Source organism: Variovorax sp. Varisp41, assembly GCF_047325085.1.
Lineage (GTDB): Bacteria > Pseudomonadota > Gammaproteobacteria > Burkholderiales > Burkholderiaceae_C > Variovorax.
Map to the genome: position 1 here is coordinate 2,521,307 of NZ_CP168540.1, position 24,639 is coordinate 2,545,945.

24 protein-coding genes are annotated in these 24,639 nt (G+C 67.6%); 13 read left to right on the forward strand and 11 right to left on the reverse strand.

All coding sequences use genetic code 11. The features are described from left to right. Nucleotides 1-92: 92 nt before the first annotated feature. Nucleotides 93-1,367: a M20/M25/M40 family metallo-hydrolase gene (locus ACEN9J_RS11815; protein WP_413764161.1), complete on the reverse strand. Its 1,275-nt coding sequence runs from the start codon at nt 1,365-1,367 to the stop codon at nt 93-95. Nucleotides 1,368-1,593: 226 nt separating this feature from the next. Between ACEN9J_RS11815 and ACEN9J_RS11820 the strand changes: the two genes are divergently transcribed. From ACEN9J_RS11820 to ACEN9J_RS11830, 3 genes are all read left to right on the forward strand, one after another. Next, nucleotides 1,594-1,935 (forward strand): hypothetical protein, encoded by a 342-nt coding sequence (locus ACEN9J_RS11820; RefSeq protein WP_413764162.1) that lies wholly within the window; start codon nt 1,594-1,596, stop codon nt 1,933-1,935. Nucleotides 1,936-2,009: 74 nt separating this feature from the next. Further along, complete coding sequence (locus ACEN9J_RS11825) at nt 2,010-2,768, forward strand: hypothetical protein (protein ID WP_413764163.1); 759 nt, start codon at nt 2,010-2,012, stop codon at nt 2,766-2,768. Nucleotides 2,769-2,884: 116 nt separating this feature from the next. After that, entirely contained in the window at nt 2,885-3,367 is a 483-nt protein-coding gene (locus tag ACEN9J_RS11830) for a GNAT family N-acetyltransferase (protein ID WP_413764164.1), read from the forward strand. 169 nt (nt 3,368-3,536) lie between these two features. On the opposite strand, the gene ACEN9J_RS11835 is transcribed toward ACEN9J_RS11830, so the two are convergent. The 3 genes from ACEN9J_RS11835 to ACEN9J_RS11845 are packed head-to-tail and all read right to left on the reverse strand — an operon-like array spanning nt 3,537 to nt 7,629. After that, nucleotides 3,537-5,831, reverse strand: coding sequence for a molybdopterin cofactor-binding domain-containing protein (locus ACEN9J_RS11835; RefSeq protein WP_413764165.1), 2,295 nt, complete (start codon nt 5,829-5,831; stop codon nt 3,537-3,539). Continuing rightward, complete coding sequence (locus tag ACEN9J_RS11840; protein ID WP_413764166.1) at nt 5,828-6,313, reverse strand: (2Fe-2S)-binding protein; 486 nt, start codon at nt 6,311-6,313, stop codon at nt 5,828-5,830. The genes ACEN9J_RS11835 and ACEN9J_RS11840 overlap by 4 nt, the downstream gene beginning before the upstream one ends. Then, nucleotides 6,310-7,629: a c-type cytochrome gene (locus ACEN9J_RS11845; protein WP_413764167.1), complete on the reverse strand. Its 1,320-nt coding sequence runs from the start codon at nt 7,627-7,629 to the stop codon at nt 6,310-6,312. Before ACEN9J_RS11845 ends, ACEN9J_RS11840 begins: the two co-directional genes overlap by 4 nt. Before the next feature lie 154 nt (nt 7,630-7,783). Here ACEN9J_RS11845 and ACEN9J_RS11850 point away from each other — a divergent pair, with 154 nt between their 5' ends. Further along, nucleotides 7,784-8,218 carry a hypothetical protein gene (locus ACEN9J_RS11850; protein ID WP_413764168.1) on the forward strand — a complete coding sequence of 145 codons (435 nt, stop codon included), beginning with the start codon at nt 7,784-7,786 and terminating at the stop codon, nt 8,216-8,218. 77 nt (nt 8,219-8,295) lie between these two features. On the opposite strand, the gene ACEN9J_RS11855 is transcribed toward ACEN9J_RS11850, so the two are convergent. The 4 genes from ACEN9J_RS11855 to ACEN9J_RS11870 all read right to left on the reverse strand — a co-directional run bounded on the left by ACEN9J_RS11855 (nt 8,296) and on the right by ACEN9J_RS11870 (nt 11,202). Next, complete coding sequence (locus tag ACEN9J_RS11855) at nt 8,296-8,685, reverse strand: helix-turn-helix domain-containing protein (protein ID WP_413764169.1); 390 nt, start codon at nt 8,683-8,685, stop codon at nt 8,296-8,298. A gap of 78 nt (nt 8,686-8,763) precedes the next feature. Beyond that, entirely contained in the window at nt 8,764-9,360 is a 597-nt protein-coding gene (locus ACEN9J_RS11860) for a hypothetical protein (protein ID WP_413764170.1), read from the reverse strand. Nucleotides 9,361-9,678: 318 nt separating this feature from the next. Beyond that, nucleotides 9,679-10,455, reverse strand: a complete 777-nt coding sequence (locus tag ACEN9J_RS11865) for a hypothetical protein (RefSeq protein WP_413764171.1) — start codon at nt 10,453-10,455, stop codon at nt 9,679-9,681. Between the two features lie 36 nt (nt 10,456-10,491). Beyond that, on the reverse strand, nt 10,492-11,202 hold the full coding sequence (locus ACEN9J_RS11870; RefSeq protein WP_413764172.1) for a helix-turn-helix domain-containing protein: 711 nt from the start codon (nt 11,200-11,202) through the stop codon (nt 10,492-10,494). Nucleotides 11,203-11,449: 247 nt separating this feature from the next. Here ACEN9J_RS11870 and ACEN9J_RS11875 point away from each other — a divergent pair, with 247 nt between their 5' ends. From ACEN9J_RS11875 to ACEN9J_RS11910, 8 genes are all read left to right on the forward strand, one after another. Further along, on the forward strand, nt 11,450-12,616 hold the full coding sequence (locus tag ACEN9J_RS11875) for an NAD(P)/FAD-dependent oxidoreductase (RefSeq protein ID WP_057589518.1): 1,167 nt from the start codon (nt 11,450-11,452) through the stop codon (nt 12,614-12,616). Nucleotides 12,617-12,674: 58 nt separating this feature from the next. Further along, the gene (locus ACEN9J_RS11880) at nt 12,675-14,126 is read left to right on the forward strand and encodes a M81 family metallopeptidase (protein WP_413764173.1); all 1,452 of its coding nucleotides are present in this window, start codon (nt 12,675-12,677) and stop codon (nt 14,124-14,126) included. A 61-nt stretch (nt 14,127-14,187) separates the two neighbouring features. Continuing rightward, the gene (locus tag ACEN9J_RS11885) at nt 14,188-15,774 is read left to right on the forward strand and encodes an ABC transporter substrate-binding protein (protein ID WP_093349074.1); all 1,587 of its coding nucleotides are present in this window, start codon (nt 14,188-14,190) and stop codon (nt 15,772-15,774) included. Between the two features lie 33 nt (nt 15,775-15,807). Then, nucleotides 15,808-16,743, forward strand: coding sequence for an ABC transporter permease (locus ACEN9J_RS11890; RefSeq protein WP_208508820.1), 936 nt, complete (start codon nt 15,808-15,810; stop codon nt 16,741-16,743). Nucleotides 16,744-16,751: 8 nt separating this feature from the next. Next, the gene (locus ACEN9J_RS11895; protein ID WP_413764174.1) at nt 16,752-17,663 is read left to right on the forward strand and encodes an ABC transporter permease; all 912 of its coding nucleotides are present in this window, start codon (nt 16,752-16,754) and stop codon (nt 17,661-17,663) included. Between the two features lie 13 nt (nt 17,664-17,676). After that, nucleotides 17,677-18,735, forward strand: coding sequence for an ABC transporter ATP-binding protein (locus ACEN9J_RS11900; RefSeq protein ID WP_413764175.1), 1,059 nt, complete (start codon nt 17,677-17,679; stop codon nt 18,733-18,735). Then, a complete protein-coding gene (locus ACEN9J_RS11905) occupies nt 18,732-19,727 on the forward strand; it encodes an ABC transporter ATP-binding protein (protein WP_413764176.1) in 996 nt (331 codons plus the stop codon). Before ACEN9J_RS11900 ends, ACEN9J_RS11905 begins: the two co-directional genes overlap by 4 nt. Nucleotides 19,728-19,761: 34 nt before the next feature. Then, complete coding sequence (locus ACEN9J_RS11910) at nt 19,762-21,213, forward strand: N-acyl-D-amino-acid deacylase family protein (protein WP_413764177.1); 1,452 nt, start codon at nt 19,762-19,764, stop codon at nt 21,211-21,213. A 15-nt stretch (nt 21,214-21,228) separates the two neighbouring features. On the opposite strand, the gene ACEN9J_RS11915 is transcribed toward ACEN9J_RS11910, so the two are convergent. Genes ACEN9J_RS11915 through ACEN9J_RS11925 form a run of 3 tightly spaced genes read right to left on the reverse strand, consistent with a single transcriptional unit; the run spans nt 21,229 to nt 23,599 of the window. Further along, a complete protein-coding gene (locus ACEN9J_RS11915; RefSeq protein ID WP_413764178.1) occupies nt 21,229-21,753 on the reverse strand; it encodes a carboxymuconolactone decarboxylase family protein in 525 nt (174 codons plus the stop codon). Between the two features lie 28 nt (nt 21,754-21,781). After that, the gene (locus tag ACEN9J_RS11920; RefSeq protein ID WP_413764179.1) at nt 21,782-22,756 is read right to left on the reverse strand and encodes a Bug family tripartite tricarboxylate transporter substrate binding protein; all 975 of its coding nucleotides are present in this window, start codon (nt 22,754-22,756) and stop codon (nt 21,782-21,784) included. A gap of 48 nt (nt 22,757-22,804) precedes the next feature. Next, the gene (locus tag ACEN9J_RS11925) at nt 22,805-23,599 is read right to left on the reverse strand and encodes an SDR family NAD(P)-dependent oxidoreductase (protein ID WP_413764180.1); all 795 of its coding nucleotides are present in this window, start codon (nt 23,597-23,599) and stop codon (nt 22,805-22,807) included. Between the two features lie 95 nt (nt 23,600-23,694). On the opposite strand from ACEN9J_RS11925, the gene ACEN9J_RS11930 reads away from it, so the two are divergent. Continuing rightward, nucleotides 23,695-24,627: a LysR family transcriptional regulator gene (locus ACEN9J_RS11930; protein WP_413764181.1), complete on the forward strand. Its 933-nt coding sequence runs from the start codon at nt 23,695-23,697 to the stop codon at nt 24,625-24,627. Nucleotides 24,628-24,639: the final 12 nt, after the last annotated feature.

Below are 24,639 nucleotides of genomic sequence, written 5' to 3' on the forward strand. Positions count from 1 at the left end.
GCGCCGCCCGATCGAAGCCTTCAGCCCCCAGCAAAAAGGCGCATGCGAGTCCTTCGCACGCGCCTTTTTCATGTCGTCGAGTGCGGCGTGCTTCAGCGGCCCTTGCCGATCTCCGTCAGCAGCCGCGTCACCAGGTACAGCCGCGGCACGATCGAGTCGACCTCGATGTACTCGTCGCGCGCGTGGTAGCCGAAGCCCGCGAGGCCGAAGCTCTCGACCACCGTCGCCTTGCCCGAGCGCCCCGCGTAGCCCGCGTCGGTGCCGCCACCGGTCATCGGCGTGAGCGCGAGTTCGCGGTCGATCTCCTTGTAGATCGCCTGGGCCTTCTCGGCCAGCGCGCGGCCCTTCTCGCCCGCCACGAAGGCCGGGCGGCCCACCTCCACCTTCACCGTCGTCTCGGTGTCGGGAATCAGCTTGCCGCTCGCGATCTTCGCCTGCAGCGCCGCGTCGAGCTTCTTCTCCGCGCCGGGCTCGGTGATGCGCACGTCGCCGAGCGCCTGCGCCTTCTCGGTGATCTGGTTGATCGGGCCCACCGCGCGCGCCACCGTCCAATTGAGCGTCACGCCCGGGATGTCCTTCGCGAGGTCCTTGGTCTGCAGCATCTGGTACGAGAGTTCGTACAGCGCATTGCGGCCCAGCTCGGGCGCCGCGCCCGCGTGCGAGGCGCGGCCCTTCACCTCGAGCGTGGCCTGCGCGATGCCGGCCGCGCCGAGCAGCAGCGATTCGCCCTTCACCACCGACTTCGCCGCCGTCGGCTCGAACGACAGCACCGTGTCGTGCAGGTCGGCCGTCGTCGCGATCAGCTCGCCCGAACCCACCGAGCCCACTTCCTCGTCGGGATTCATGAGCACCGTGAGCGTGTCGTAGTCGCGCCAGCCCGCGTCGGCCAGGATCTTGAGCGAGGCCATCATCACCGCGAGCCCGCCCTTGTCGTCCGCGATGCCGGGCCCGTAGATGCGGTTGCCGTCGACCTTGTAGGGCTGCGAGTTGAGGATGCCGGGCTGATAGACCGTGTCCATGTGGCCCTGCAGCATGATCTTGCGCTTGCCGTTGCCCTTCATCGTGCCGATCACGATGTCTGCCCCCGCACCGGCCGTCGCCTTGCGCCGCTCGACCTTGAAGCCGGCCGCCTTGAGCCGGCCTTCCACCACGTCGGCCATCTTCATCAGCCCATCGACATTGAGGCTGCCCGACTCGATCAGCACCATCTCCTTGAGGTTCTCGATCACCGCCGGCTGCGCCTTCTCGGCCGCGGCGAGCAGCTTGGCGTCGGGGGCGGCGTGAGCAGCGGTCGCGGCGCCGAGGGCGAAGGTGCAGGCCAGCGCGATGGAGCGCAGCGAGAAGATGGATGAGGAAGATTGAGTCATGAGGGTCCCCTTTTGTTGAAGTGAATGGCGAGCGGAAGGATAGCGAGGCGGGGCGGAATGCGGAGCAAATGGGCGACAGGTTCGCCGGTCGGCTCAAGCAATGTTGCGCCGCCGGACACGAAACTTGACGGCCCTCGCCGCGACCACCTACAGTGCCCTCGCCTCGTGTGAACGAGGCCGGGTTTGGCGGCCTGAAGACATCCTGCGATTCACTTTGGAGGCCCACATGGCCAAAGACTTCAATGCAGGCACCGACGCCGGTGATTCAGGGGCACGCCCCGTCTCTCAGTTCAAACCCTTCGAATGGGTTCCTCCTCGGGGACTCGATCCCAGCCGACAGCATCAAGCCGCCTTCTTGAACGATGCGCGCGATGTGGTGCAAGGCGCGCTGTTGCTGGTTCAACTGCTGCAGTGGGATGAAGAGCTGCGCGATGCCGAGTCATCTGATACCGACCCTGCCCCTTTGCTCGATACGTGCCAGCGCGGTTCGCTGCAGCGCTTCGTTGCGGTGTCGCTGGGGTTGCTTCATGCGCGGATCGAGGCGCAGTGCGAGGCGATGAGGGAGTAGCGCGAGGTGCGTCGAACGGCATCGGCAATACTCGGCCGATCGACTGTACGAATCCTCGCGGACTCACAAGACCCATGCGCGCACTCGCCTTGAATCTTCTTCTTGCACTGGCACTGCCCCTCGCACATGCCGCCAACGATGCCGACACGGTCGGCACCTACCTCACCCCGGGCACGGAACGCGAGGAACTCGCGCAGCGGTTCACCGGGCGCAATGCCGTCGTCATTGCCTCCGTGACGACGTACATCGAGCCCATGTGCAACCCCGACAGCCTGCCACCCAAGGGCTCGCGCATTCAGGAACTCACCTTCCTCGACGATCACGGGAAAACGCTGCGCATCCGCATTCCCAGAACCGATGCCGAATGGGCCGCCAAGGCAGCAGCCCAACCTACGATACCCAAGCAGACTGCATATGCGCATTTGCCGGTCGCCTACGTCATTCCCAGCGGCCGCTATACCCTGCAGAGCCACACCATCGAAGCCGGCATGACCGCTCGCCGCGCACCGGCGAGCGGCTGGAGCGATGGCTACCCGGAAGTCGTTCCTGCGGACGGCCTGCCGGAAAACAGAGTCTTCGTGGCGGAGGCTGGCAAGCCTGTCTATATCGGGCACTTCCATCAGGCCTGTGGCATCGGGTCCAAATCAGTGCCACCCATGTATGCCGATGGGATGTATGAGAGAAGCGGCGCCACGGGAGCCGTGGATCCGCGCTACCCGAGCCTGGAGGAAGTCGTGAATCAACGCTACCCGAGCCTGGATCTGGCGCAGCTGGTTCGCAATCCCATTCGGCAGGGGCCGTCGCTGGGGATGGAGCCGCGTCGTGGGAAGTGAGTGGCCTGGGTCCCTGCATCCCGTGCAGCCGACAACGCACCCGGCGTCATGAAGCTCGTTCTCATCGACGGGCCTGCCGCCTTCGGCAAGCCAAGGATCGCGCGAGAGCTCGCGGCATGACCACCTCGACCCATCCGCTCATCCGTCCGGCGACCATCGCCGATGTAGACGCCATGTTCAACGTCAGAACGACGGTGCGAGAGAACGCGATGACCATCGAGGAACTCGCCGGGATTGGCGTGACACCGGCAGCCATCGCCCTGGCCGTCGAAAGCGCGGCTTGCGCCTGGGTCGGTGAAATTCAGGGCGATGTCGTCGGCTTCGCCATGGTGGATCTCGAAACGGCCTGCCTGTTCGCCGTGTTCGTGCTGCCGGAGTTCGAGGGCCAAGGCATCGGAAAGCGCCTCGTCCAGGTCTGCGAAGCTGCCTTGTTCGACCTGCATCCTGTCGTTTGGCTCGAGACGGCAAGAAGCAGCCGTGCTGCCGGCGTCTATCGGCATCTCGGCTGGGGACGCGAGCAAGACCTGGGGGATGGTGACGTTCGGCTGGAGAAACGACGTTCGGGCGAAACCGATCCGAAGATCACTCTTTCCGGATGACTGCTTTCGACAAGAAGCGAATATCTCCGCGCCCCTTGGGATTGCCGCCATATCGGCCGCTTGCATCCTCCGTCCAGCCTCACGAGCCACTATCGCTTGGCTGCGCTCGTCATCAACCTACGGATCGACCTCTGCCGGCGCGCGGCGCCCGCCGCCAACTTCCACGGCCTCAGCTCTGGTTGTATTCCTTGAGCCTCCGCCCCGCCGCCAACGGCAACCCCCGCAACCTCCGCCCCGTAGCATCCGCAATCGCATTCCCCAACGCCGCAGGCGCCGGCCCCTGCGAAGCTTCGCCGGTCCCCAGAAACGGCGCCCCAGGCCGATCGATGATGTGCACCTCCACCTTCCGTGGCACGTCCGAGAACCGCATGATCGGATAGCGGCTCCAGTCGTAGCTGCGAATGCGCTGGGCGTCGTACTGCACCTGCTCGTACAGGGTCCAGCTGGCCGACTGCAGGATGCCGCCCTCGACCTGGTTGCGCACGCCGTCGGGGTTGACGACCTGGCCGCAGTCGATGGCGGCGACGGCGCGCTCGATGCGGATCTCGCCGGTCTCCGGCACGATCGACACCTCGACCGCGAGCGCGAGGTAGCTCATCAGGTTCTTGTACTGGGCGAATGAGAAGCCCACGCCGCGGTTCGGCACGCGCTTGCGCTTGGGGTCCCAGCCGAACTTCTTCGCCGCGAGCTGTACCACGTCGCGCCCGCGCGGATCGTCGAGGTGGCGCAGCCGGAACTCCACCGGATCGGCGCCCGCGGCGGCGGCCAGCTCGTCCATGAAGCTCTCGATGGTGAAGACGTTCATGTACGCGCCGAGTCCGCGCATGGCCGATACGCGCACCGGCATGTCGGGCAGGAAGTGGTGCTCGACGTTGTAGTTGGCGAAGTTGTACAGCGGCAGGCTGTTGCGGTCGCCACCGCCCTCGGGCATGGGAATGGGCTTGGGCGGCGCCGGCGTGAAGGGCTTGGCGAGGTACTGCGCGGAGATGAAGCGCCCCGCGTTGTCCAGGCGCTGGTTGTGCGAGTTGCTCCAGATCTCGTACTGCCAGTCGACCACGCGGCCGCTGGCGTCGAGCGAGGCCTTCACGTCGGTAACCATCGCGGGGCCGAAGGGCTCCCAGGTGAACTCATGCTCGCGCATCCATTGCAGCCGCACCGGCCGACCCGGCACGGCGCGCGCGATCAGCGCGGCCTCGGCGCCTGCATCGTCGGCGGCGTTGTGGCCGTAGCACCCCGAGCCTTCGACGTGCACGCAGCGGATGTCCTCGGGCTTCATCGAGAGCAGTTCCGACAGCGCGCCGCGCATCGGGAACACGCCCTGCGAATGGGTCCACACGGTGAGCTTGCCCTGCGCATCGAACTGCGCGACCGCGCACGAGGGGCCGATCGAAGCATGCGCGAGGTAGGGCTTGGTGAAGCGCGCATGCAGGGTCCTGGCCGCGGGCACGGTCTCGCCGTGGCGGTCGCCGACATGGATCTCCTGCCGGGGCAGTTTCATCAGGGTGTCGTGGATGGTGGCCGGCGTGGGCAGCGCGGCGCTCTCCTGCCAGCGCGCGGCCTCGGTGAGCGCGCGCATGGCCTGGATGGCCTGCCACTCGTCCTGCGCCACCACGGCCAGGAAGCTGCCGTCGCGCACCACCTTGACGACGCCCGGCATCTTCTCGACGGCCGCGCTGTCGACGCCGGTCAGCACGGCGCCATACGACGGCGGCCGCACCATGCGCGCATGCACCATGCCCGGCAGGCGCATGTCCTGCACGTAGCTTGCGCCGCCGGTGACCTTGCCCGGGATGTCGAGCCGCCGGCGCGACTGGCCGATGACGCGGTGCTGCTTCGGATCGACCAGCTCGGAGCGCGGCTCGGCGCGCCGGTGCAGGTCGAGGCCGCTCACGGCCTGGCCGTAGCTCAGGGTGCGGCCGTCGGGGGCGGAAATGACGCCGTCGCGCAGCCTGAGGGTGTCGGCCGCCACGCCGAGCTTGCCGGCGGCCGAGCCGACCAGCAGCACGCGCACCTGCGCCGCCGCGTTGAGGATGGCGGTACCGCTGTCGGCCGTGGAATGGCTGCCGGCCGTGTAGCCCTCGTTGGGCGTGACGGCGGTGTCGGCCGTCACCAGGTGCACCGCCTCGAAGGCCACGCCCAGCTCCTCGGCGGCGATCTGCGTGAAGGCGGTGCGGATGCCGGTGCCGAGCTCGGCCTTGCCGGTCCACACGGTGATGCGGCCCTGCTCGTCGATGCGGATCCAGGCGTCGAGCATGGGCGTGCCGGTGAGGTCGCCCGGCAGCTTGGCGGTGCCGGCGTCGAGCGCGCTCGGCGCGCCCGCCTCGGTGGCCTGCTTGCCCTGCTGGGCCAGCACTGCCGCACCGGGCCAGAGCGAGAAGCTCACGGTGAGCGAGCCCGCGGCCAGGAAGTAGCGCCGGCTCGGGTTGCGCAGCGCGGCGTCCTGCCGCTGTGCGGGACGGCTCATCGCGATGCTCCTTGCCGCGCGCTGCCGGCCAGCGTCTTCGAGGCCTCGACGATCGCGGCCACGATGCGCATGTGGGTGCCGCAGCGGCAGAGGTTGGGCTGCATGTGCTGGCGAATCTCTTCCTCGTCGGCGCCCGGGCGCTCGTCGAGCAGCGCCTGCGCGCGCATCACCATGCCTGCGATGCAGTAGCCGCACTGGGCCGACTGCTGCTCGATGAAGGCCTGCTGGATCGGCGCCGGCTTGTCGGCGCTGCCCAGGCCCTCGATGGTGCGCACCGCGCGCTTGCCCACCGCCGACACCGGCATCAGGCACGAGAACACGGGGCGCTTGTCGACGATCACGGTGCAGGCGCCGCACTGGCCGAGGCCGCAGCCGTACTTGGCGCCGTTGAGCTTCAGGTGGTTGCGCAGCGCGTACAGCAGCGGCATGGAGGGATCGATGTCGAGCGCGTGGTCGACGCCGTTGACGGTGAGCGTGATCATTTCGGCAGTGCCTCCTTCTCCTTTCGGACCTTCGCAACCTCGTTCTGCAGGTCGGGCCAGGCCTGGCGCTGCGTGGCGCTGGCGCGCACGTAGCGCAGCACCTCGGCGATCTGCTCGTCGCTCAGAACATCCGCGAACGGCGGCATGTAGTGCGCCGATGCCGAACCGCCCCACGGGTTGCCGCCCAGCACCAGGTTGATGGCGTTGCGCGCGCTGTCGGCACTGACCGCCGTGCTCAGGCCGAGCGCGGGCCGGTCGCCGATGGTGCGCATGGGCGCAGCGGCGCCGTGGCAGCCGGCGCACGAGCCGTTGAACAGCGCGGCACCGGCATCGACGCGCTGGCCCGTGGGCACTGCCGCAGCGGCGATCGAGGCGGATGCCGTCGTCTTGGCCGGCTCGGCCTGTGCGGCGGCAGGGGCCGCGGACTGCATGCTCATGATGTAGGTCGCGATCGCGCGCACGTCCGACTCGGGCACGTCGGCCAGGTGCTGCGTCACCGGCAGCATCGGCCCCGCGGCCGCGCCGTGTTCGCTCGCCAGGCCGGTGCGCAGGTAGGACACGAGCTGCTCCTTCGTCCACGGCCTGGGCGCGCCGGCCAGCGCATTCAGCGGCGGCGCTTCCCAGCCGTCGATGAGGTTGCCCGCGAAGGACTGGCTGCCCTTCTCGGCGCCGAGCAGGTTCATCGGCGTGTGACAGGCCGCGCAGTGCGCCGCGCCTTCCACGAGGTAGCGGCCGCGCAGCCATTCGTCGGACTGCGCCGTGGCGGGCGCGGGCAGCGAGCCCTTCTGCAGGAACAGCAGGTTCCAGCCCGCGACCAGCGGCCGGAAGCCGAGCGGGAACGTGAGCTGGTTGGCCTTGGCCGGCGCATGCACCGGCGTGCGCGCCATCAGGTACGCATAGAGCGCGCCGATGTCGTCGTCCGACATGCGCGTGAAGTGCGGATAGGGAAAGGCCGGGTACAGCAGGTGCCCGTCGCGCGACACGCCGGCGCGCATGGCGCGGGTGAAGGCCTCGAGCGACCAGGTGCCGATGCCGGTCTCGGCATCGGGCGTGATGTTGGTGCTGTAGATGGTGCCGAAGGGCGTGTTGAGCGGCAGGCCGCCCGCGAAGGGTTTGCCGTTGGCGGCCGTGTGGCACACCATGCAGTCGCCCGTGCTGGCCACGTGCGAGCCTCGCACCAGCAGCGCCTGATCGCCGCCGGGCGGCGGTGGCGCGGGCAAGGCCGCGATGGCCGGCTCCCACGCATAGGCAAGGGCCGCGCCAACGGCAGCAGCCGCGACGACCAGCAGCGTCGCGATCTTGTTTCTCGTGTTCATTCGTCCATCCTGCCCGGCCGGGTTTGCGTACGGCGCATCGCTTCATCGTGGGCGGCGCGGATGGTACGCGGCGAAAATTAGATGGGAGTTCGGCTTGGAGATACCTGAGTCGAATGCTGGTCGACACTTTGCCGGATCAAATCACGGAGACCCCATGGCTGTACTGATCGCCGCTGAAAACGTGGGAATAGGGTGTGCTGGTTGGGTCTATCGCACGATCTTGAGCGAGATTTCGCAGGTCCTCGCGGAACGCGGTCACGATGCACTTGCAACATGGCTCTCGGATGAAAACGCCAGCGTCCATCTCTATAGCTGCCTTGACGCTCGAACGTTCACGCCTGCCAATCAGGAGGCTTTCCTGTCCGCACTTGTGATTGCGCAAGAGCGCAGCGAAGCCAATGGACCGACGGGCTGGCGAGATCCCACGTTCTGGCCCGGCTACTCCGACCTCTTCGCCAGCTTGGCAGGCCAGGCAAAACAGACGACGCAAGGGGGCTCGCCGATCTTCCGATCCAACTTGTCGGCCTTTGACGAGCACGACGACTCGCTCCGTAGTGGTCCTGGCTGGCTAGGTCAAGACGCGGACTGACTTTTGCTCCGTCCTCCTGCGCGAGACGTCGACATGACCTCGCGCGACGCCCATCTTTCAATTCGAGGAATAAATATTCATCCCAACGAATAGACACCAATCCGATGGTGGTATCCGGACTCAGTTTTCACGACGCACCAAGTGGTGACGATCCGGTAGCCCTTGCGCGTCAACTCTAGCTTGCGCGGCCGAGGATCAAAAATGTCCAGATACCGCATGGCCTCAAATGTCGTCACATACTTCATGGATCGAAGTGCTTCCAACAGACGAGCACGTTGCGCTGATGAAGTCCCGCTACTATTGCGATCACAGATGGCGCGCAATGCCGCGATGCGCTCTAGTTGTGTGCTGATACTGAGATCAGCAGTAGGCTGCGGGTGGGCTAGTCCCGATACTTGCGGCCCCATATGTTTCTGCATAGGCGTCATGCTCGAAGTAAAGCGCCGCGCCTTGAAGTCGGCTTGCAAGTAGACAGAGCGCCTTACGTGCATGTCGGGCGCTTTGCCAGCACGGAGAGCGCCGTGCCGGCACGCCGCAGGTGGTAGCTATGCGCCCTTTAGCCAATCTCTAACCGTCCTGAACTTTACTGGGACCAGTTTTCCAGCAATTGCTTCAGCGGCCGCATCTTTACTACCTACAGTTCCGGCGTTCGCCGCGTACCACGCCAGAACCTGAGCCTTCATTTCTCGGTTCTCTCTATGTCGAGCGCTTGCTCCCATTTTGGCAAACGCATTTTCCGAGTCTCCTTGAAGGCTTCTTAGTGACCAAGTTCCGACAACGATGCCAAGCCAGTACTCGCACCGAGAAGTGTATTGCCACGCTCGATTCAAATCATCGCTCTCTTGCGCCTTCATTCCTTGGCAGGCAAATGCACAGGCAACAAACATCGCCTGCAAAATGCCCAGAGGCCTCATCTCCTCAGATTGCTCGTCCCACCGGCGAATCTCGGCCTCGAACTCTTGTCCGGTGTTGCCATCACGCCAGATGCCTCCGAACACTTCTTCAATGAATCTCCCCTGGCCCCCACCCGTTCTGCCCGCGATCTGATCCCACACCTCGGCCAGTCGCCCGACAGCAGCGCCACAGATCTGGATTGGCGTCGTATCCAACGGAAGCAGATCATCATCTTCACTTGCTGCCATATGTCCTCGACAAGAAACATCAAGTCTAGAACTGTACCGAGCAGCAATCCCTTAAGGGCAGGGATGGCTGCGATGGATCTAACCAACCTAAATTTCGCCACGGCCCCTTTGGCTCGTCAAGTTGACGCAGCCGCTACAAGAAGCGTTTGACCTTTACCCCTCAAGAAGCCCGACGCCTCAAATTCCATGTCGTACAGCGCGTATGCGAACGCCGCCACGACCTCATGCTCGGATAGTAATGCCGGTTGCAGATGCGCTGTGCGTTGTACTGAACCAGCAGTCAACGCGAGCGCGAAGAACAAACCCTGAGCAAGAGTGCTAAACAGATCCTGGGTTGCCTCTTGCCTTGAACGCTACCGGCGCATCCAGATGAAATCTCGGAGCCTCATCACTCCCTGCTTTTCGAAGAATGCGAACACTGACGAGCGCGCGCCCCGACTCCTCGATATCGAAGACACGAAGCCCTCCATGAGGCAGTAATTCAGCCGTGGCTATGCCGATGAGCTCACCGCGCTCGATTCGTTCGCTGACTTGCTCACGCGCGGCCTTGAACGATCTCGCCTTTACCAAGCTGATCGAACCATCGCGCTGCATGCCCCACAGCTGCCGAATGCCGTCTGGCTCGTTCAGCTTGTGCTGGTATTCACTTTCCAATTGCAACCATAGCCGTCGCTGCACATCTCCGAGATCGGCTTCACTGCCCTCATACGGATAGGGCGAAACGATCACATCCTTGAAGAGTTCGACACTCTCGAAGGCTCGCCGCTCGGCCTCGACTACGTGTTTGAGGCGAACGTGACGGTTTTTCCAGATCAAGCCTTCGCATTCTTGAAGCGTGTGCGCTCCGCGCTTTGCATCACCGGCCTTGTAAGCTTCGTGGGAAATGTCGATCAGTTCTCGACAAATGCGGGCGAGGCGAGGCTCCTTCAGCTTCTTTTCGACCCAGTGGAACTGATCTCGCAGGTCTCGAAAGCGCCGTTCGAGTTCGAGGTTCTGGTCAACCGCTTCGTCATCGAAAGACTGAAACCGATCCGGTGCAGACAGGACGATGGCGGCCAAGGCATCGTGGTACTGGCCAACGGATTCAAAGTGCATGCCGGATTCTGTCGCAGCCGGCGCTTTCCACTGCCATCAAGCCTTGCCGCTGCTCCTGGCCTTCTTCTTCACCACCGCCTCCACGGCTTCCACCTCCGGCGCCTCCCGCGCCGACTTCATGTGCCCGCTCTCCCCGATCGTCATCCCCACGATCTTCGCGAGCTGCCGGCTCACGCTGATGTACGCATGCCCGAGCCGGCTGTCGAAATAGAGCGAATCCCCGCGACCCAGCCGCACCACCTCGCCGTTGTCGAAGTGCACCTCGATCTCGCCCGAGAGCACATAGGCGAACTCCTCGCCCGAGTGACGCACGAAGTCCTCGGGGCCGTGGATGCGCCGCGCGTGCACCACGCCGACGATGGGGCTCATCTGCTTGCCGGCGGCGGTGGTGCCGAGGAACTCGTAGGCGATCGATAGACCGCGGTACACCACGCCCTTGCCGGCGCGCGTGACGACGGGGCCGTCGAACTGGGCGGGCTTGACGCCGGCGCCCGCGAACATGGCGTTCATGTCCATGTCGAGCGCGCGGCCCAGGGCGGTGAAGTTCTCGTAGCCCAGCGCGAGCTGGCCGCGCTCGGCGCGCGAGATGGTGGTGATCGACACGCCCGAACGCTCGGCCAGTTGCGCCAGCGTCCAGCCGAAACGCTTGCGCGCGGTGCGCAGGCGATAACCGAAAGTGGTGCGGTCCAGCGTGGGCGCGGCCTCCTTCGGCTTCGCCGCCTGCTTGGTCCCTGTATGTGGATTCACGCTTGGCTCTCTCTTGTGATGCGCAGGATTCTGCCAGTCCATCCGCCGCCCCTCCACCGCCGGGCCGCCGCGGCCGGGCCCGAAATTTGCGTATGCGCAAATTGCAAGTACGCAAATTTCACCGCCATGGTGCAACGAACGTCCTGGGCCCTTCGCAGCGTCCTCACTCTGCACGAGACGATGCCAAAGGAACTCAGGGCTTTCGATAATTTGCGTATACGCAAATTTGTTCCTACACTGCGCCGCGATGACAACGACCGAACACACCACCGCCACCGCCGACTTCCTCGTGATCGGCGGCGGCATCGCCGGCGCCTCGGTGGCGCACTGGCTCGCGCCGCATGCCCGCGTGATCCTGCTCGAACGCGAGAACCAGCCGGGCTACCACTCCACGGGCCGCTCGGCCGCGCTCTTCATGGAGAGCTACGGCACGCCGCAGGTGCGCGCGCTCACGATGGCCAGCCGCGCCTTTCTCGAGAACCCGCCGCCGGGCTTCGCCGAGCATCCGCTGCTCACGCCGCGCGGCGCGATGATGATCGCGGGCCCGGGGCAGGAGGCGCAGCTCGAGGAGCACTGGCAGGTGCTGCAGGGCATGCCCGGCGATCCGCGCCGGCTCGGTGCCGACGAAGCATGCGCGATGGTGTCGGCGCTGCGGCCCGAGCAGGTGATCGGCGCGGTCTACGAACCCGACGCGGCCGACATGGACGTGCATGCGATCCACCAGGGCTACCTGCGCGGCATGCGGCGCGCGGGCGGGCAACTGGTGTGCGATGCGGGCGTGACGGCCATCGAGCGCGTGGGCGAGGTCTGGCGCGTGCAGGCCGGCGGGCGCAGCTACGAGGCACCGGTGCTGCTCAATGCGGCGGGCGCCTGGGTCGACACGGTGGCTCGACTCGCGGGCGTGCCGCCCATCGGCATCGAGCCGCGCCGGCGCTCGGCCTTCATCTTCGCGCCGCCCGAAGGCGAGGCCGCGACGGCCGCGCGCTGGCCCATGGTGTTCGGCGCCGACGAGGACTGGTACATCAAGCCCGACGCCGGCATGCTGCTCGGCTCGCCGGCCAATGCCGATCCGGTGGAACCGCAGGACATCCAGCCCGAGGAGCTCGACATCGCGATCGCGATCGACCGCATCGAGCAAGTGACCACGCTCTCGATCCGCCGCCCCACGCGCACCTGGGCCGGCCTGCGTTCCTTCGTGGCCGACGGCGACCTGGTCGGCGGCTTCGATCCCGAGGCGCCGGGCTTCTTCTGGGTCGCGGCGCAGGGCGGCTACGGCATCCAGACCTCGGCCGCGATGGGCGAGGCCTGCGCGGCGCTGGCACGCGGGCTGCCGCTGCCCGAGCGCATCGCGGGCTTCGGGCTCACGGCCGAGATGCTCGGGCCGCAGCGGCTGCGCAGCAAGGTCGCGGCCTGACGTAGCGACGCCCCTTTTCCTTCCTTCTTCCCTCCACCCCGAGAACAAGAGAAACCCCATGCGTGTCTTCAGTGCCTCCCTCGCCACCGAAACCAACACCTTCGCGCCCATGCCCACGGGCCTGGCCTCGTTCAAGGACCGCGGCTACTTCCCCGCCGGCAAGCATCCCGAAGCGATGACGCTGTTCTCGGGCCCGCTGTGGGCCGCGCGCATCCGCGGCAAGGAGCGCGGCTGGACGCTGTTCGAAGGCATGGTGGCCGGCGCGCAGCCCAGCGGCACTACCACGCGCCACGCCTACGAGACGCTGCGCGACGAGCTGCTGGCCGACCTGCGCGCGGTGCTGCCGGTCGACATGGTGCTGCTGGGCCTGCACGGCGCGATGGTGGCCGACGGCTACGACGACTGCGAAGGCGACCTGCTGAAGCGGGTGCGCGAGATCGTGGGCCCGAAGGTGGTGATCGGCGCCGAGCTCGATCCGCACAACCACCTCACGCCCGAGATGGTGGCCAACGCCGACCTGATGATCTCGTTCAAGGAGTACCCGCACACCGACGTGCTCGAGCGCGGCATGGAGCTGGTCGACATCTGCGCGGCACAGGTCGAGGGCAAGGTGAAGCCGGTGGCCGCGATGGTCGACTGCGACATGATCGTGACGGTCCACACCTCTCGCCAGCCGGCGCGCGGCTTCGTCGAACGCATGCAGTCGCTCGAGGGCAAGGACGGCGTGCTCTCGGTCTCGCTCACGCACGGCTTCTCGTGGGGCGACGTGCCCGAGATGGGCACCAAGCTGCTGGTCTACACCGACGGCGACGCGGCCAAGGCGCAGGCCCTGGCGCGCCAACTGGCCGACGAGGTGATCGCGATGCGCGACGAACTCACGGTCCCCTACCCCGGCATCGACGCCTCGCTCGACGCGGCGCTGGCCTTCGACGGCGGCCCGGTGGTGCTGGCCGATGGCGCCGACAACCCCGGCGGCGGCGCGGCCAGCGATTCGACCTTCATCCTGCGCCGCATGGTCGAGCGCGGCATCACCAATGCGGCGCTGGGCCCGATGTGGGACCCGATCGCGGTGCGCATCGCCTTCGACGCGGGCGTGGGCGCGAAGCTCACGATGCGCATCGGCGGCAAGATCAGCCCGCTCTCGGGCGACCCGATCGACCTCGAGTGCACGGTGAAGGCGCTGCAGCGCGACTTGGTGATGACCGGCCTGGCGGGCACGCCGGTGCTGATGGGCGACAGCGCATTGGTGGAAGCCAACGGCATCGAGATCGTGCTGATCACGCTGCGCAACCAGGCGATGGGCACCGACCTCTTCACGCAACTGGGCTGCGACTTGGCGGCCAGGAAGATCGTGGTGGTGAAGTCCTCGCAGCACTTCTATGCCTCGTACTCGAAGGTCGCCAAGCATGTGATCTACGCGGGCGCGCCGGGCGCGGTCACGCTCGACCTCAGCACCCTGCCCTACCGCAAGGCGCGGCTGCCCAAGTGGCCGATCGGCGCCACGGCCTGACGCCTCGTTTTTTTCTTTCTCCCTCGTTCCCTTCCCTTTTCCTCAGCCACGGAGTTCCGCGATGACTTCACCACGCCGCCTTCTCGCCGCCTGTCTCGGCGGACTCGCCCTCGCCACGGCGAGCCTGCACGCGCCGGCCCAGCAGCAGCCCAAGACGCTGCGCGTGGTCGCGCATGCCGACCTGAAGATCCTCGACCCGACCTTCACCACGGCCTACATCTCGCGCAACTTCGGCTACATGGTCTACGACACGCTGTTCGCGCAAGACGCGAACGGCAAGCCGCAGCCGCAGATGGTCGAGAAGTACAGCACCTCGAAGGACGGCAAGCAGTGGAGCTTCACGCTGCGCCCGGGCCTGAAGTTCTCGGACGGCAGCGCCGTGACCTCGGCCGACGCGATCGCCTCGCTGCAGCGCTGGGCCGCGCGCGACAGCCTGGGCCGCGCGATGGTGGCCAGCGGCGCCGAATGGAAGGCGGTCGACGCCCACAGCTTCACGCTCACGCTGACCGAGCCCTTCGGCATGGTGCTCGACGGGCTGGCCAAGCCCTCGGGCTTTCCGCCGGTGATCCTGCCCGAGCGCATCGCGAAGATGCCGGCCACGGCGCCTTTGACCGAGGTCGTGGGCTCGGGCCCGTTCGTCTTCAAGCGCGACGAATGGGTGCCCGGCAACAAGGCGGTGTTCGTGCGCAACACCAACTACGTGGCGCGCAGCGAGCCGCCGAGCGGCCTCTCGGGCAGCAAGAAGACCAGCTTCGACCGCGTGGAGTGGCTCTATCTGCCCGACGCCAACAGCGCGGTCGCGGCGCTCAAGCGCGGCGAGGTCGACCTGGTCGAGCAGCTGCCGCCCGACTACATCGCGCCGCTGCGCACCGACAGCAACGTCAAGATCGGCTCGGGCGGCGCCTACCAGGCCTTCCTGGTGATGAACCAGCTGCACGCGCCCTTCAACGACCCGAAGGTGCGCCAGGCGCTGCTGCAGGCGGTGAGCCAGGAACGCTTCGTCGCGGCCATGGGCTATCCGCTCGACATGCGCATGAGCTACTGCGCCACCTACTTCATCTGCGGCAGCCCGAACGAGACCGCGGCCGGCGCCGAGCCCTTCCGCAAGGCCGACGTGGCCAAGGCCAAGAAGATGCTGGCCGACGCCGGCTACAAGGGCGAGAAGGTGGTGCTGCTGGTGCCCAGCGACGTGCCCTACCTCAACGCCGAGGCGCTGATGGCCGCGCAGACCATGCGCAGCATCGGCCTGAACGTCGACGCGCAGACCATGGACTGGGCCTCGATCGGCGCGCGCCGCGCCAAGCGCGATGCGCCCGAGGCCGGCGGCTGGAACATGTACGTGACGGTGGCCGGCGAGTTCGACGCCAACTCGCCGATCGCCAACGCCTACCTGAGCGCGGCCTGCGGCAACAGCCTGCCGGGCTGGCCCTGCGACAAGAAGCTCGACGAGCTGCGCACGGCCTGGCTCAAGGAGACGGTGCCGGCCAAGCGCAAGGAACTGCTCGACGCCTTCCAGTCGCGCGCCTACGAGGCCGTGCCCTACATCAACGCGGGCCAGTACTCGGCCGCGTTCGCCGCGCGCTCCAGCCTCAAGGGCGTGGACAAGCTCTGGGCCGGCATGCCGACGGTCTGGATGCTCGACAAGTAAGCCCTTCCCCCCAGCCACGAGAACCTCGAAGCCATGGGCTACATCCTCCGTCGGTTCCTCTCGACGCTCCCGGTCATGGCGGTGGTCGCCGTGGTGGTGTTCCTGTTGATCCACCTGTCGCCCGGCGATCCGGCCGCGCTGATCGCGGGCGACCTCGCCACCGGCGAGGACATCGAGAAGCTGCGCGCCGCGCTCGGCCTCAACCTGCCGCTGTGGCAGCAGTTCGCGCTGTGGCTCGGCCGGCTCGCCACCGGCGACCTCGGCACCTCGATCTTCACGCAGGTGCCGGTGTCGCAGCTGCTCGGGCAGCGGCTCGAGCCCACGGTGTCGATCGCGCTGCTCACCATGGCGATCACGCTGGTGGTGGCGGTGCCGCTGGGCACGCTCGCGGCCTACCGCGCCGGCACCTGGATCGACCGGCTGGTGATGCTGTTCGCGGTGCTGGCCTTCTCGGTGCCGGTGTTCCTGGTCGGCTACCTGCTGATCTACGCCTTCGCGATCCAGCTGCCGTGGTTTCCGGTGCAGGGCTACGTGCGCTTCGGCCAGAGCCCGGCCGACTGGCTGCTCGGGCTGGTGCTGCCGTGCGTGAACCTGGCGCTGGTCTACATCGCGCTGGTGACGCGCATGACGCGCGCCACCGTGCTCGAGGTGCTGCACGAGGACTACATCCGCACCGCGCGCGCCAAGGGCCTGGGGGTGCTGCCGGTGCTGGGCCATGCGCTGCGCAACGCGGCGATCCCGATCGCCACCACGGTGGGCGTGGGCATCGCGCTGCTGATCGGCGGCGTGGTGGTCACCGAGACCGTGTTCGCGATCCCCGGCGTGGGCCGGCTGGTCATCGATTCGGTGCAGCGCCACGACTATCCCGTGATCCAGAGCGTGCTGCTGCTGTCGGCCGGCGTGTACGTGCTGATCAACCTGCTGATCGACCTGAGCTACCGCTTCTTCGATCCGCGCATCCAGTACTGAACCGCGCCATGTCCACCGTACTCCCCATGAGCGACAGCGACACGCCCCCCATCCAGGCCAGCACCGAGGCCGACATCTCGCCCTTCGTCCCGCCGCGCTTCCGCTGGCTGCGCAAGCACCCGACGCTGATCGTCGGCCTGCTGCTGCTGCTCGCGGTGGCCGCGCTGTCGATCGCCGCGCCCTGGATCGCCACCCACGATCCGCAGGACATCGACCCGCTGGCGCGCATGCAGCCGCCTTCGGCCGAGCACTGGTTCGGCACCGACGCGCTGGGCCGCGACGTGTTCAGCCGCGCGGTGTGGGGTGGCCAGGTGTCGATGATCGTCGGCGCCTCGGTCGCCGTGCTGGCCACCGTCTTCGGCATCGTGCTGGGGCTGCTGGCGGGCTTCGTGCGCCGCATCGACGGCTTCGTGATGCGCGTGATGGACGGGCTGATGGCGATCCCCGGCATCCTGCTGGCGATCGCGCTGATGGCGGTCACGCGCGCCAGCCTCACGACGGTGATCGTGGCCATCACCATTCCCGAGATACCGCGCGTGGTGCGGCTGGTGCGCTCGCTGGCGCTCACCTTGCGCGAGCAACTGTTCGTGGAAGCCGCGCATGCGGTGGGCACGCGGCTGCCGACCATCCTGTGGCGCCACGTGCTGCCCAACATGGTGGCGCCGCTGATCGTGCAGTCGACCTTCGTCGCGGCCGCCGCGGTGCTGACCGAGGCGGCGCTGTCCTTCCTCGGCGTGGGCGTGCCCGCGCAGACGCCGAGCTGGGGCAACATGATGGCCGAGGGGCGCAACTTCGTCGCCGTGGCCTTCCACATCATCCTGTACCCGGGCCTCTTGCTCGCGGCCACGGTGCTCGCGATCAATCTCGTGGGCGACGGGCTGCGCGATGCGCTCGATCCGCGCCTGGCGCGCCAACTCTGAGGGACGACGCCCCATGACCACTCCCCTGTCCCGCGTCGCGCTCGCGACCGGCGAGCCGCTGCTCGAGGTCGACGCGCTGCGCACCCACTTCCACACGCTGGCCGGCGTGGTGCGCTCGGTCGATGGCGTGTCCTACACCGTGCGCGCCGGCCGCACGCTCGGCGTGGTCGGCGAATCGGGCTGCGGCAAGAGCGTGACCGCGCTGTCGATCCTGCGGCTGGTGCCCACGCCGCCGGGCCACCACGCGGGCGCGGTGCGGCTGCGCGGCACCGACCTGATGCAGCTGAGCGAGCGCGAGATGCGCCAGATCCGCGGCAACCGCATCTCGATGATCTTCCAGGAGCCGATGACCTCGCTGAACCCGGTGCTGACCGTGGGCCGGCAGATCGCGGAGACGGTGCAGCTGCACCAGAAGGCCAGCCGCGCCGAGGCGCTGCAGCGCGCGGTCGAGATGCTGCGGCTGGTGCAGATCCCCGAGCCCGAGCGGCGCGTGAACGAGTACCCGCACCAGCTCTCGGGCGGCATGCGCCAGCGCGTGATGATCGCGCTGGCCCTGGCCTGCAACCCCGAGGTACTGATCGCCGACGAGCCCACGACGGCGCTCGACGTGACGATCCAGGCGCAGATCCTCGACCTCATCAAGCGGCTGCAGAAGGAGCTGGGCATGGGCGTGGTGATGATCACGCACGACCTGGGCGTAGTGGCCGAGAGCTGCGACCGCGTGGTCGTGATGTATGCGGGCAAGAAGGTGGAGGAAGCCGAGGTGGTCGAGCTGTTCGACCGGCCGCTGCATCCCTACACGCGCGCGCTGATGGCCTCGATGCCCGCGATGAACACCGCGAGCGCGCGGCTCACCGAAATCCCGGGGCTGGTGCCGGCCGCGCACGAGCTGGGCCGCGGCTGCGCCTTCGCGGCGCGCTGCGCCTCGGCGCGCGAACGCTGCCGGCACGAGACGCCGCGGCTCACGCGCCAGGGCGATGCGAACGACGCCGACGGCGGCCACGTGGTGGCCTGCTTCGCGGTGCAGGAAGGCTGGGCCACGGCTTCGGTCGAACAGGAGATGGCCGCATGAGCACGACAACAACGACGACAACCAATGCCGCGCCGCTGCTGCGCGTGCACGAGCTGCGCAAGCACTATGTTTCGCCCAAGCGCTGGCTGCGGCCGGCGCGGCCCCCGATCCAGGCGGTCGATGGCGTGTCGTTCTCGGTGGCGCGCGGCGAGACGCTCGCGCTGGTCGGCGAATCGGGCTGCGGCAAGACGACCACCGCGAAGTCGGTGCTGCGGCTGGTGGAGCCGAGCGCAGGCTCGGTGCAGCTCGACGGCGAGGAACTGGTGGGACTGTCGCCCTCGCAGATGCGCCAGCGCCGGCGCGACCTGCAGATCATCTTCCAGGACCCCTACGCCTCGCTCAACCCGCGCCTGACCGCGGGCGAGATCGTGGCCGAGCCGCTGCGCAACTTCGGCGGGGCCGACGCGGCCGCGCGCGAGGAGCGCGTGCGCTGGCTGTTCTCGCGCGTGGGCCTGCGGCCCGAGGCGGCGAAGAAGTATCCGCACGAGTTCTCGGGCGGGCAGCGCCAGCGGCTGGGCATCGCGCGCGCACTGGCACTGCAGCCCAAGCTGATCGTCTGCGACGAGCCGGTGTCGGCGCTCGACGTGTCGGTGCAGGCGCAGGTGGTGAACCTGCTGATGGACCTGCAGGCCGAGTTCGGCATCGCCTACCTGTTCGTCGCGCACGACCTCGCGGTGGTGCGCCACATCAGCCACCGCGTGGCCGTGATGTACCTGGGCCACATCGTCGAGATCGCGGACCGCGACACGCTGTTCTCGGCGCCGCGCCACCCGTACACCGAGATCCTGCTGTCGGCGGTGCCGGTGCCCAACCCGCGCACGCCTGCCAAACGGATGCTGCTGCAGGGCGATCCGCCGAGCCCCGCGAACCCGCCCTCGGGCTGCCGCTTCCACACCCGTTGCCCGATGGCGCAGGCGGTGTGCAAGGAACAGCAGCCCGTGCTCACGCCGCGCGAGGCCGAGGGCCATCTGGTGGCCTGCCATTTCCGCTGAACACGCACTCACAACAGACGAAGGAAAAAACGCGATGTCGAACCCCACCCACCACGACCTGCTGATCCGCGGCGGCACCGTGATCGACGGCACCAAGGCGCCGCGCTTCGAGGCCGACGTGGCCATCTCGGGCGGACGCATCGCCGCCATCGGCCAGCTCGACGGCCACACGGCCGACCAGGTGCTCGACGCCACGGGCCGCATCGTGGCGCCGGGCTTCATCGACTCGCACACGCACGACGACCAGGCGGTGCTGTCGCAGGCGCAGATGCCGTTCAAGGTGTCGCAGGGCGTGACCACGGTGATCGCGGGCAACTGCGGCATCAGCGCCGCGCCGCTGCGCGAGGACATGGACCTGCCGATGCCGCTGAGCCTGCTCGACTCGCCGGTCGAGGGCCGCTTCACCACCTTCGCGGCCTACCTCGATGCGCTGCGCGCCACGCCCTCCTCGGTCAACGTGGCGGCGATGGTGGGCCACTCGACGCTGCGCGCCGTGACCATGGCCGACCTCGACCGCCCAGCCACCGCGAGCGAGATCGCGGCGATGCAGGCGCTGGTCGAGGAAGCGATGCAGGCCGGTGCCATCGGCCTGTCGACCGGTACCTTCTACCCGCCCGCGGTGAAGGCCACGACCGAGGAGATCATCGAGGTGGGGCGCCCGCTCACGGCGCGCAAGGCGCTCTATGTGACCCACATGCGCGACGAGGCCGACCGCGTGATGGAATCGCTCGAGGAAACCTTCGCCATCGGCCGCGCGCTCGACATCCCGGTGGTGGTGTCGCACCACAAGGTGCAGAACGTGCAGAACCACGGCAAGACCAAGGTCACGCTGCCCTTCATCCAGGAGGCGATGAAGCACCAGTGCATCGGCCTCGACTGCTATCCCTACACGGCCGGCTCGACCATGATCCGCACCGACCGCGGCATGATGGACGGCCGCGTACTGATCGCCTCGAGCGTGCCGCATCCCGAGTGCGCGGGCCGCGACCTGAAGGACATCGCGGCCGACTGGGGCGTGTCGGGCGAGGAGGCTGCGAAGCGCCTGCAGCCCGGCAGCGCGATCTATTTCATGATGGACGAGGACGACGTGCAGCGCATCCTCGCCTTCGACGAGACCATGATCGGCTCCGACGGCATTCCGCTCGGCGAGAAGCCGCACCCGCGGCTGTGGGGCACCTTCCCGCGCGTGCTGGGCCACTACAGCCGCGACGTCGGCCTGTTCCCGCTCGAGACCGCCGTGTGGAAGATGACCGGCCTCACGGCACGCAATTTCGGCCTGCACGAGCGCGGCACGCTCAAGCCCGGCCACCACGCGGACGTGGTGGTGTTCGATGCGAAGACCGTGCGCGACACCGCGAACTACCAGGAGCCGACACAGGCGGCCGAAGGCATCGAGGCGGTGATCGTGAATGGCGCGCTGACCTGGCGCGATGGGGCGCACAGCGGTGCGCGCAACGGGCAGGTGATCGTGCGGCAGACGAGCTGACGCCGGGGGCAGCTCTCAACGCGCGTCGTGCGAATGGATCTGCAGCGCTTCGAGGAAGCGCGAGACCATGTTGTAGGCCGCGACCGTCGCCGTGAGTTCCACCAGCTGCCGCGGCTCGAACTGCGCCGACACCGCGGCGAAGATCGCATCGGGCACCTGCACGTGGAGCGTCATGGCGTCGGCATAGGCCAGCACCGCGCGCTCGCGCTCGCTGAACAGGTCGCTTCGCGCCCAGTCCTGCAGCGCATCGAGCTGCGGCTGCGACATGCCTTCCTTCAGCGCAATCGGCGCGTGCTGGTCCGCTTCGTAGGGCGCGTGGTTGAGCTGCGCCACGCGCATGATGACCATCTCGCGCAGCGCGCCGGGCAGCGAGGACTTCTGCCGGATCGCGGTCAGGTAGTGGAGCCAGCCTTCGGCCACGGGCGGGCTGTTGAGCAGCATGCGATAGAGATGCAGCACCTCGCCGCGCTCGGCGACGATGCGATCCGCCAGCGGCTTGACGGCGGGGTTCTGGCTGTCCGCGTAGGGGATCCGGGCCATGGGGTGTTCCTTTCTTCGGGGATCGGGTTCAGTCGCTGGTGACGATCCTGCGCTTGACCAGGTCGTCCATGACTTCGGCGTCTCTTTTCACGCGCTGCGCGAACTGCTCGGGCGTGCCGTTCACGATGTCGTAGGCGTTCTCGGCGAAGCGCTTCTCCACCTGAGGATCGTGCATCGTCTCGCGCACGGCCTTGAGGATCTTCTGGCGCACCTCGGCCGGCATCCCCGGCGGCGCGACGATGCCGATCCAGGTGGGGTATTCGAAACCCGGGATCAGCTCGTTCATCGCGGGCACGTCGGGCAGCATCGCCGAGCGCCGCGGCGAGCTCACGGCCAGCGCCCGGACCTTGCCGGCCTTGATCTGCGGCAGCATCACCGACAGGCCCGCGAACGCGTAGTCGATGTGGCCGCCGAGCATGTCGGTGAGCAGCGGGCCCGCGCCCTTGTAGGGCACGTGCTCGGTGCGCAGCCCCTTGGCCAGCGAGAGCTGCGCGCTGTTCACGTGCCCGGCCGAGGCGGTGCCCGCGGAGCCGTAGGAACTCTTGGGGTTGGCCTTGAGGTACGCCACCAGCTCGTCGAAGTTCTTCGCCGGCAGGTCGTTGCGCGTGACCAGCACCTGCGGCGTGGTGACGAGCAGGCTCAGGTAGTCGAAGTCCTTGAAGGTGTCGAAGGGCAGGTTCTTCACCGTGAGGTGGTTCACCGCCTGCGAATCGAGCGCGAGCATGAGGGTGTAGCCATCGGGCTTGGCGCGATGCAGGTCGCCCGCGCCCAGCGAGCCGCTGGCGCCGGGCTTGTTGTCGATCACCAGCGTCTGGCCCAGCTTCTCGCCCAGGGTGTTGCCGATGATGCGTGCCGTCTGGTCGACCGCTCCGCCCGGTGCGAACGGCACGATGAGGCGGATGGGCTGGCGCGGATAGCCCTGCGCATGGGCGGCCGGCATCAGCGCGGCGGCGGCCGTCGCGAATGCGCAGGCCAACAGAAGTCGTCGCCCGGTCTCGAGCATGGTGTGTCTCCTTGTTTTTGAGGGAAGCGGTGGGAAGGCAGCGGGCCGTCAGCGCGTGGCCGCGACCAGGCCGCCGTCGACGACGATCTCGGTGCCGGTCACGTAGCGGCTTTCGTCCGCCACGAGGAACAGCACCGCGTGCGCCGTGTCCCAGCCGGTGCCCATGTGCTTCATGGGCACCTGGTTGTTGCGGTGGTCGATGAAGCCCTGCGTGTCGCCCTTCGCGTACTTCGCCGCCAGCCCTTCGATGAGCGGCGTGTGCATCAGCCCCGGCACCACGCAGTTGAGCCGGATGCCTTCGTGCGCATGGATGACGGCCGAGGTGTGCGTGAACTGCAGCAGCCCCGCCTTGGCCGCGGCATAGGCGACCTGCGGCTTGCCGATGTAGCGCAGGCCGGCCACGGACGCCACGCTGACGATGGCGCCGCCGCCCTGCGCGCGCATGTGCGGGATGACGTGCTTGCAGCCGAGGAACGCGCTCTTGAGGTTGACCTGGATCTGCGCGTCCCACACCGCTTCGTCCATGTCGACGGGACCGCCGGGCTGCGAGACGCCGACGTTGTTGACCAGGATGTCGATGCGCCCGAAGCGCTGGATGCAGGCGGCCACCGCCTGCTCGACCTGCGCCGACTGGGTGGCATCGCAGGCCTGAACCTCGGCCTCGCCGCCCTCGGCCACGACCAGGGCACGCGTGGCCTCGGCGTTGGCCAGCACGAGGTCGGTGCCGAACACCTTCGCGCCCTGCCGCGCGAGCAGCACCGCGGTGGCGCGCCCATTGCCCCAGCCATCGGCCACGGCGCCGCAGCCCATGACCAGCGCGACTTTTCCCTTCAGATCCAGCACCTTGTCGTCTCCTTCGATTTGCCTGAGCGGCGATCGTAGGAAGAACCCATTTATCTTTGAAATTCTTTCTATCTATCGATTTATAGAATCAAGGAATGAATATCTCCCCGCGCCAGTTGCGCCTGTTCCTCGCGCTCAGCGAATCGCTGAACTTCAGCAAGACCGCGGAGCAGCTGTTCATGACCCAGCCCTCGCTGAGCAAGGCGATCCGCGATCTCGAGGAGGCGCTGGGCCTGGTGCTGTTCGAGCGCACCACGCGCAGCGTGCATCTCACCGCGAGCGGCACGCGGCTGGCCAGCATGGCGCGCAGCGTGATCGGGGAATTCGACAGCGGCCTCGAACGCATGCGCACATCGGCCGAGCAGGAGGCGCAGCAACTGAGCATCGCCTCGCTGCCGTCGCTGGCCAGCGTGATCCTTCCCGCCACCTGCGGCGCGCTCGAGCGGCGCTTCGCGCAGCCGCGCATCGCCATCCACGACTGCTCCAACAGCGCGAGCATCCAGCGGCTGCTGAACTACCAGGTGGATTTCGCGCTGGCGTCCGTCATGCCCTCGCACCCGGAGCTGCAATACGAGGAACTGCTGCGCGACCAGTTCGTGCTGCTGTCGTGCGGCGCCTGGCGCAAGCGCATCGCCGACGAGGTCATGCTCGACGAACTGCTGCGGCTGCCGGTCATCAGCATGACCGACGCCAGCACCGCGATGCGCTACATCAGCGCCGCCTTCCTGCAGCGCGGCGTGGAGTTCCGGCCGAAGATGCAGCTCGACCAGGTCGGCACGATCGCGGGCTTCCTCAAGGAAGGGCTGGGCGTCGCCGTGCTGCCCTATCTGGGCATGATGCCGATGGTGAGCCTGCGGGGAATGAAGATCTCGTCGATTTCAGACGGGCCGCTGCGCTCGGTCGGGATGGTCACGCGCAGGCAGGGCGGCACGTCGGCGATCGCGCGGGCGGCGATGGAGGAGATCCGCAAGGTGGTGGGCGCCTTGATGGAGAAGCACCAGGGCTGGCTGCATCCCGCATCGGCCTAGCGAGCGGCCCCC